The organism is Kitasatospora sp. NPDC059462, assembly GCF_042749955.1.
Classification (GTDB): Bacteria; Actinomycetota; Actinomycetes; order Streptomycetales; family Streptomycetaceae; genus Kitasatospora.
The window spans coordinates 25,210-32,444 of the sequence record NZ_JBHYUU010000093.1 but is presented as its reverse complement, the minus strand read 5'-3'; the positions used below and the strand labels follow the sequence as shown (position 1 = coordinate 32,444).

General features: G+C 74.1%; 7 protein-coding genes. 5 read left to right on the top strand and 2 right to left on the bottom strand.

Features of this window, described 5'->3' with window-relative positions:
* Positions 1–335 (bottom strand): hypothetical protein (locus tag ACFXAM_RS22650; protein ID WP_380293980.1); only part of this gene is annotated, 335 nt, incomplete at its 3' end.
* Between the two features lie 250 nt (positions 336–585).
* Here ACFXAM_RS22650 and ACFXAM_RS22645 point away from each other — a divergent pair.
* Both ACFXAM_RS22645 and yidD read left to right on the top strand, forming a co-directional pair.
* On the top strand, positions 586–1,356 hold the full coding sequence (locus ACFXAM_RS22645) for a hypothetical protein (RefSeq protein WP_380293978.1): 771 nt from the start codon (positions 586–588) through the stop codon (positions 1,354–1,356).
* A gap of 106 nt (positions 1,357–1,462) precedes the next feature.
* Positions 1,463–2,092 carry a membrane protein insertion efficiency factor YidD gene (gene yidD / locus ACFXAM_RS22640; protein ID WP_380293976.1) on the top strand — a complete coding sequence of 210 codons (630 nt, stop codon included), beginning with the start codon at positions 1,463–1,465 and terminating at the stop codon, positions 2,090–2,092.
* Positions 2,093–2,186: 94 nt separating this feature from the next.
* Here the strand turns inward: yidD and ACFXAM_RS22635 are convergent, their stop codons facing one another.
* Positions 2,187–4,532, bottom strand: coding sequence for a glycosyl hydrolase family 18 protein (locus ACFXAM_RS22635; protein ID WP_380293974.1), 2,346 nt, complete (start codon positions 4,530–4,532; stop codon positions 2,187–2,189).
* A gap of 319 nt (positions 4,533–4,851) precedes the next feature.
* Here ACFXAM_RS22635 and ACFXAM_RS22630 point away from each other — a divergent pair, with 319 nt between their 5' ends.
* From ACFXAM_RS22630 to ACFXAM_RS22620, 3 genes are all read left to right on the top strand, one after another.
* The gene (locus ACFXAM_RS22630) at positions 4,852–5,454 is read left to right on the top strand and encodes a class I SAM-dependent methyltransferase (protein ID WP_380293972.1); all 603 of its coding nucleotides are present in this window, start codon (positions 4,852–4,854) and stop codon (positions 5,452–5,454) included.
* 182 nt (positions 5,455–5,636) lie between these two features.
* Complete coding sequence (locus ACFXAM_RS22625) at positions 5,637–6,221, top strand: TerD family protein (RefSeq protein ID WP_380293986.1); 585 nt, start codon at positions 5,637–5,639, stop codon at positions 6,219–6,221.
* Positions 6,140–7,198 (top strand): DUF5954 family protein, encoded by a 1,059-nt coding sequence (locus ACFXAM_RS22620; protein WP_380293984.1) that lies wholly within the window; start codon positions 6,140–6,142, stop codon positions 7,196–7,198. The genes ACFXAM_RS22625 and ACFXAM_RS22620 overlap by 82 nt, the downstream gene beginning before the upstream one ends.
* Positions 7,199–7,235: the final 37 nt, after the last annotated feature.

Genomic DNA, 7,235 nt, shown 5'->3' with positions numbered 1-7,235 from the left:
GCCCCTGAGACGGCGCCCCCCACGCCTGTTTCGCCCGCTCCGCCGCCGCGGCCCACCCCGCCGCCCGCGTCGCCCAGGCCACCGGCGCCCACCCCGACGCCGACGCCGAGACCGGCGACTCCGCCGCCCGCGCCGGTGGTCCCGCCGCCCCCGCCTCCGGAGCCCGCGCCCGAACCGCCCGCGCCGACCCCGCCCCCGCCGCCCGCCCCCACGCCCCCGGCGCCCAGCCCGGTGCGGTCGGCCCCGACGGTGCGCGCCGTCCCGCAGGCCCCGCCCGTCCAGGCGTCGGAGCGCCACCACGGCGGTGCGACGACCCGGACCATGCTGGTCGTCACCGTGCCCGCGGTGCTCGCGGCAGCGGCCCTGCGGCCGCGCGGCCGGTCCGGTCGCGGCGGTGGTGGCGGCTCCCGCGGTTCCGGCGGTTCCGGCGGCAGCGGCGGATCCGGTGCCTCCAGCGGCTCCTGACGACGCCTCCCCTCCCGCTCCCCCTCCCGCTTCCCGTTCGTCGGACCGCACCCGGCCCGACGAACGGTCCCGACTGATTCCGATCGACCCCGTCGATCCCCGACCGAGAAAGGAGTTCCCATGTCCGAGTGGTTGGCGCTGGCCATCGCCATGCTGGCGGCCGGTGCCGTCGTGGTGGCGGTGGTGCTGCTGAGGCACCGCCGCGCCGGTGAGGACGAGGACACCGACGAGACGCCCGACGTCATCGAGTACATGACGATGATGATCGGCGTGGTCTACGCGATCGTGCTCGGCCTCGCCATCGCCGGCGTCTGGGAGGCGCGCGGCGTGGCGCAGGACGACGTCTTCCGCGAGGCGCAGTCGCTGCACGAGGTGAGCGAGCGGGCGCAGGTCTACCCGGTGGAGTTCCGGGACAAGATCCGCGCCGACGTCGACGCCTACGTCTCCTACGTGGTGGACGTGGAGTGGACGTACATGCGCGAGAACGGCGAACTCTCCGACCGGGGCACCGAACTGCTGGAGAAGCTGCGCACCGACGTCGCGACCCGTACGCCGGCCTCGGACCTGGAGGCCCAGGCCTACCAGCCGATCATGGACCGGATCAGCGTCGCCGACGACGCCCGCAACGCGCGGGGGCAGAACGCCGGCCCGACCATGCCGGGCGTGGTCTGGTTCGGCCTGATCGTGGGTGCCGTGGTGACGGTCGGCATGGTGTTCGCGCTGCAGATCCGGCGTTCCCGCCGGGAGCTGCTGCTGGCCGGGGCGTTCAGCGCGCTGATCGCCTTCCTGCTGTTCCTCATCTGGGACTTCGACGACCCGTTCGGCCGCAGCGTCTCGGTCACCACCGAGACGTTCACCGATCTGTTCCCGCACCTGGGCGGCGGCGACTGAGCGCCTGAACGGTGGTTCCAGGGGGCCGGCCCCGTGGTCTTCGATAGTCTGATCGGGCCGCTGGGGGTCGGCCCCGGCGTGCGTGCGCCGAGAGGAACCGCCAGCGTTGTCCCATCAAGAGCCCGCCCAGGGCGATCAGTTCCCGACGACCCAGGACCCTGGACGCGCCTGGTGGTGGCTGCCGGCCGAGGAGCGGCGCCGGCGCAAGCGCCGGCAACAGGAGTGGAAGGCCTACCTGCGGCGGCACGGGCAGAAGAAGAAGGACAGCGACCTGGAGGACTACCTCCCGCCCGGCTGCAGCGGAGGCGGCGGTACGGGCGGGGGCTGCCGGGGCGGGGGAAGGAACGGTGACGGCTGCGGCGGTGGCGGTGGCGGCGGGTGCGACGGCCCCTGCCTGATCGGCCTCTTCCCGGTGATGATGGCCGCCGGTCTCCGGTTCGCCCTCGCCGGCGGCCGGACGCGGCGCGCGGCGCACCGTACGGACCCGGCCGCGCCGCCGCCGAGGGGCCTGGTCGCGGGGGTGCTGTACGGCGCGGTGCGCCACTACCGCACCGAGATCAGCCCCGGGCGAGCGGCCTGCTGCCCGTACACCCCGACCTGTTCGACCTACGCCGTCCAGGCGCTGCACCGGCACGGCGCGCTGCGCGGTGCGCGGCTGACGGCGGGCCGGCTGCTGCGCTGCCGCCCGGGCGTGGCCCGGCGCGGGGGCGGCGTCGACCCGGTGCCGGAGCGCTGATCCGGCGCCCCCGGACGGCGGGACGCCACGAGGCCCCGGGGGACCGGCCGGTGCACCACCACCGACCGGCCGCCCGGGGCCGCTGCAGGGAGCGTCAGTTCAGGCTGCTGCTCATCGCGTTGAGCATGGTGCCGGAGGCGTCGTCGTTCTCCAGGGAGAAGGCGAACATCCCGGCCAGGCCCTTGCTCTTGGCGTACGCGCCGCGGGCCTGGACGGCCTGCGGGGTGTCACCGGTCCAGAAGTTGGTGCCGTCGTAGACCCAGGAGGACTCGGTCACCGGGTCCCAGTGGGTGGTGGCGGGGGTCGGGTTGAGCTCCTTCCAGGCGGCCAGGCCGGCCTCCGCGCTCAGCGGCTTGGCCGGGGTCGGGCCGGTCGCGCTCTGGTAGAGGCCGAAGTTGTTGCCGGCCGGCACGCCGGTCCAGCCGCGCCAGTAGAACGGCACGCCCAGCACGATCTTGTTCGCCGGGAAGCCGCCCGCGATGCCGTACTCCGGCAGGCCGGTGGTGTAGGCGGTCAGGGTGGTGTCGACGTTGTACTTCCGGTTGCCCGGGGTGATCGGCGTGGTCGGGTCGGCCGGGCTGTCGTGCAGCGGGTCCTGGTGGTTGGTCGGACCCTTGGCGTCCCACGAGCCGTGCATGTCGTAGGTCATGATGTCGGCGTAGTCGAGGTACGCGCCGATCTTCTCGGTCTCCAGCTGCGCGATCTTGTCCTGGCCGCTGGGCAGCGCCGCGGTCAGCAGGAACCGCTTGCCCTGGGCGTTGCCGAGGGTGTCCAGCTGGGTGCGGAACTCCTTGAGCAGCAGGGTGAAGTTCTGCTTGTCGGCGGGGGAGTAGTGGTTGCCGGTGTGGCCGCCGGCCGAGCCCGGGTACTCCCAGTCGATGTCGACGCCGTCGAAGAGACCGGCCGCCGCGGCCGCGCCGCCCGCCGGGTCACCGGCGACGTTGGTCGGCAGGTTCCCCTTGAGGAACATGTCGAGGCAGGAGGAGACGAACTTCTTGCGCGAGGCGTCGGTGGCGGCCGCGTCCGAGAAGTACTTGGAGTACGTCCAGCCGCCGAGCGAGATGGTGAACCGCAGGTTCGGGTACTTGGCCTTCAGCTGGCGCAGCTGGTTGAAGTTGCCCTTGACCGGCTGCTCCCAGGTGTCGGCGGTGCCGTCCACGCTGGTGGCGCCGTTGTAGTCGGCCTGGTAGTCGGCGTAGGCGTCACCGGCGCCGTCACCGGCGTTGGGGTTGTTCTCGTTCGCCGAGTCCGAGGCCTTGACCGCCTGGAAGCAGGTCAGGTTGGTCGGGTGGATGTTGGCGAACGCGTAGTTGATGACGTCCAGCTTGCCGGCCGCGCCGCTGGTGTCGACGTTCTTCGCGTGGTACGCGTTCTCGTAGACGCCCCACTGGTCGAAGTAGGCCGCGCGGAACGGGCTGTTCGCGGGCGCCGCGGCGGTGGTGGTGTTCACCGGGGCGGACTGGGCGGAGGCGTGGGTGCCGGAGTAGCCCTGGACGGTGAAGGTGTAGCCGCGGGTCGGCAGCAGCGAGCTGACCGCCACCGAGGTGCCCATCGAGGTGGCCACCAGCTGGTCGCCCGCGTAGACCTTGTAGGCGACCGGGAGGTCGCCGGCGCTCACCGTGGACGGCTGCCACTTGAGGACCACGGCGTTGTGGGTGACCTTGGTGACGGTGACGCCGGTCGGCGTGGTGACCTTGCCGTCCCCGGTGGGGCCGGTGCCGGTCGAGGTGGCGGTGGGCGTCACAGTCGGGCTGTTGGTCGCCGTCGGGCTGTTGGTGGCCGTCGGGCTGTTGGTCGCCGTGGGGCTGTTGGTGGCGGTGGGGCTGTTGGTCGCGGTCGGGCTGCTCGTGGTGGTGGGGGTGGTGGTCACCGTCGGGCTGGCCGTCGTGGTCGGGCCGCCCGGGCCGGTCAGGCTGAGGTCGTCGGCCTGGTAGGCGCCGGTGCCGTACCAGCCGTGGGTGAAGACCGTCACCGAGGTGGTGTTGGCGCCCGTGGTGAAGGTGGTGCTCAGCTGGGTCCAGCCGGTGGCGTTGGGGGCCCAGGTCTGGGCGTTGACGCCGGTGCCGGTCGCACCCAGGTAGACGTAGCTGCCGCGCACCCAGCCGGCCAGGGTGTAGCTGGTGTTCGGCTGGACGGTGACCGTCTGCTGGCACTGCGCGGTGTCGGAGGCCGAGGCGGCGCCGTTCAGCGCGTAACTGCCGCCGTGCACCGGGGTGGTGACGACCGATCCGTTGGCGCAGGTCCAGCCGGCCAGGGTGCCGGTTTCGAGGTCGGCGTTGGTGAGCAGGTTGACGGCGGCGGCCGAGGCGGTGTTGAGGGAGAGCGCGAGGGCGGCGCTGCCGGTGCTGAGCGTGGCGGCCAGGGCGAGCGCGAGCGCCCGGCGGCGCGGAGCGACGGTCCGGCGCTCAGCGGGGCGCGCGGACATGACACGGTCGTGCATGCGGTGGTCCTCCGGAGGAGTGGGGGTTCCGGCGGTGCGATGGCCCGGGATGGGCCGGGGGAGCCGGACCGGGCGCCGTGGGGGGTGCGCGGTCGGGTGTACACGTGCGGCAGGGCAGGATGCGGCAGGGCGTGCGGATGCGTGGCGCGGACCGGCCCGGGGGCCGTCGCGGTCACGACATCACAGATTGGACTGGACCAATATTCGCCGTCAAGGGTGTCCGCTGGACGGACCGTCGGCGGCCGCACGACCGGTGCGAGGAGCGCGGGCCCGGTACGGTGGCCTCCCGAGAGGTCCCGCGTCGAACGGAGAACGGGTCATGGACAGCCGCGCCTGGGACGACCGCTACACCGCGAGCGAGCTGGTCTGGGGCACCGAACCCAACCGCTGGGTGGTCCGCGAGCTGGCCGGGCTCGCCCCCGGGCGGGCCCTGGACCTGGCCGCCGGGGAGGGCCGCAACAGCATGTGGCTCGCCGGCCTCGGCTGGGAGGTCACCGGGCTGGACTTCTCCACGGTCGCCCTCGGCCGCGCCGAACGGCTCACCGCCGCGCTGCCGGACGCGGTCGCCGACCGCCTCACCTGGCGGCACGGCGACGCCCGCACCTTCGAGGCCCCGCCCGAGGGCTACGACCTGGTCCTCGTCGCCTACCTCCAGCTCCCCGCCGAGGACCGCCGGGCCGCCCTGCGCGCGGCCGCCGGGGCCCTCGCCCCGGGCGGCACCCTCCTGGTGGTCGGCCACGACTCCGGCAACCTCGCCGAGGGGACCGGCGGTCCCCAGGACCCGGCGGTGCTCTTCACCGCGGACGACGTCCTCGCCGACCTGGCCGGTGCCGGGCTGCGCACCGTCCGCGCCGAACGGGTGCGCCGCCCGGTGGGTGACGCCGAGGCGATTGACGCCCTGGTCCGCCTGGAGCGGGCGTAGGGCGGGTCGCGTGGATCATCGCGTCCGCGGGGCGTTCCGTGGCCGGTGACGGCGGGGGATCCGCTTCCGCGGCGCGTCCGCGGGGTATGCAGGTGTCCCGGGACGAGGGCGTACGCGGGGCACCGAAAAGATCTACAGTGCTGTAGATTCGAGGCGTGCAGGCGAGCAACGAGGAGGGCGCGATGAGCGTTTCGCTGGCGAAGGGTCAGAAGCTGAGCCTGGAGAAGCCGGGTGGAGGCCGACTGGGCGTGGTGCGGATGGGCCTGGGCTGGCGCGCCGTGCAGAAGAAGGGCTTCCTCGCGAAGCTGTTCGCCGGCCAGGACATCGACCTGGACGCCTCGGCGGTGCTGTTCGCCGGGGGCAAGCCGGTCGACGTGGTCTTCTTCCAGCACCTCACCAGCAACGACGGCTCGGTGCGGCACAGCGGGGACAACCTGACCGGCGGCGCCGGGGACGCGACCGACGACGAGACCATCACCGTCGACCTCACCGCCGTCCCGGCGGAGGTGGACCAGATCCTCTTCACCGTCAACTCGTTCACCGGCCAGACCTTCCAGGAGGTCGAGAACGCCTTCTGCCGGCTGGTCGACACCCAGACCGGCGCCGAGCTGGCCCGGTACACGCTCACCGGCGGCGGTGCGTACACCGCGCAGATCATGGCCAAGGTCCAGCGCGCCGCGGGCGGCTGGCAGATGACCGCGATCGGGCAGCCGGCCACCGGGCGCACCTTCCAGGACCTCATGCCGGAGCTGGTCAAGCACCTCTGACCGGCCTTCCGGACCGCCCTCAGGACCCGGCCGGCCGTGGTGCCGGCCGGTCCGGGAGCCGGGTCTGCCCGGGACGACCTCGGCCGCACCTTCCGGTCCTGGGCTCCGGCCGGTCCCGGGACGCGCTTCGCGGCCCCCGGACCCTCACCGACGCGGAGCGCGCCGCCTGCACCGAGGCCCGCGAGCGGCCGGAGTGGGAGGCGCTCGACGAGATCTCGGTGGCCGGCCGGGACTACCGCGTCCTCCGCGCCGAACAGGTGCTGCGCCCGGGCCCGGACGGCATCGAACCTCCCCGGCCCACCGACCCGGACCCGGCCGCCGTCGGGGAGGGGTACCGGCTGCCGTCGCGGGTGGAGGGTTTCGTGATCGGCCCGGCGGCCGGCGTCACGCCGGTCGACGGGATCCTGCGGCTGGACCTGACGGCACTCGTGCCGGCCGGCCGGTTCGTCCCGGAGGACGTCCGGGACGGGGCGCGGCTCGCCTCGCACCTCCACCCCGAGGTGATGGTGCTGCCGGCCCACTGCGCGGTCGCGGAGTTCCGGGACGGCCGCGGGGGGCCGATGACGGGCGCCTGCGAGACCCCGCAGGGCGCCCGGGACTGCCTGGCCGCCTGTCTGCGGGAGTTCGCGCCCCGGCTGGACCCGCACTTCGGTGAGGAGGAGCCGGCCCGGTACGCGGAGGCCGCCGACCGGCTGGACACCGGACGGGCCGACGAGGTCCGGGTGGCCGGCCGCCGGTTCCGGCCGGTCCGGGTCGAACCGGTGGTCCGCCTCGGGCCGGACGGACCGGAGCTGCCCCGCACCTCGGACCGGGACCCGGACGAGCCGCTGCGGGTACAGGAGCAGCGCGACCGTGCGGCCGGCATCGTCCACGGCGAGGACGGGGACGAGGGCGAGAACGCCGATGACACCGACGAGGGCGCCGACGACATCGGCGGGAACGGTGGGACGGGGGCCGGACGCGCGGAGGGCGGCTGAGGGACGCCCGCCGCGCATGCCACCGCGCACCTCGCCG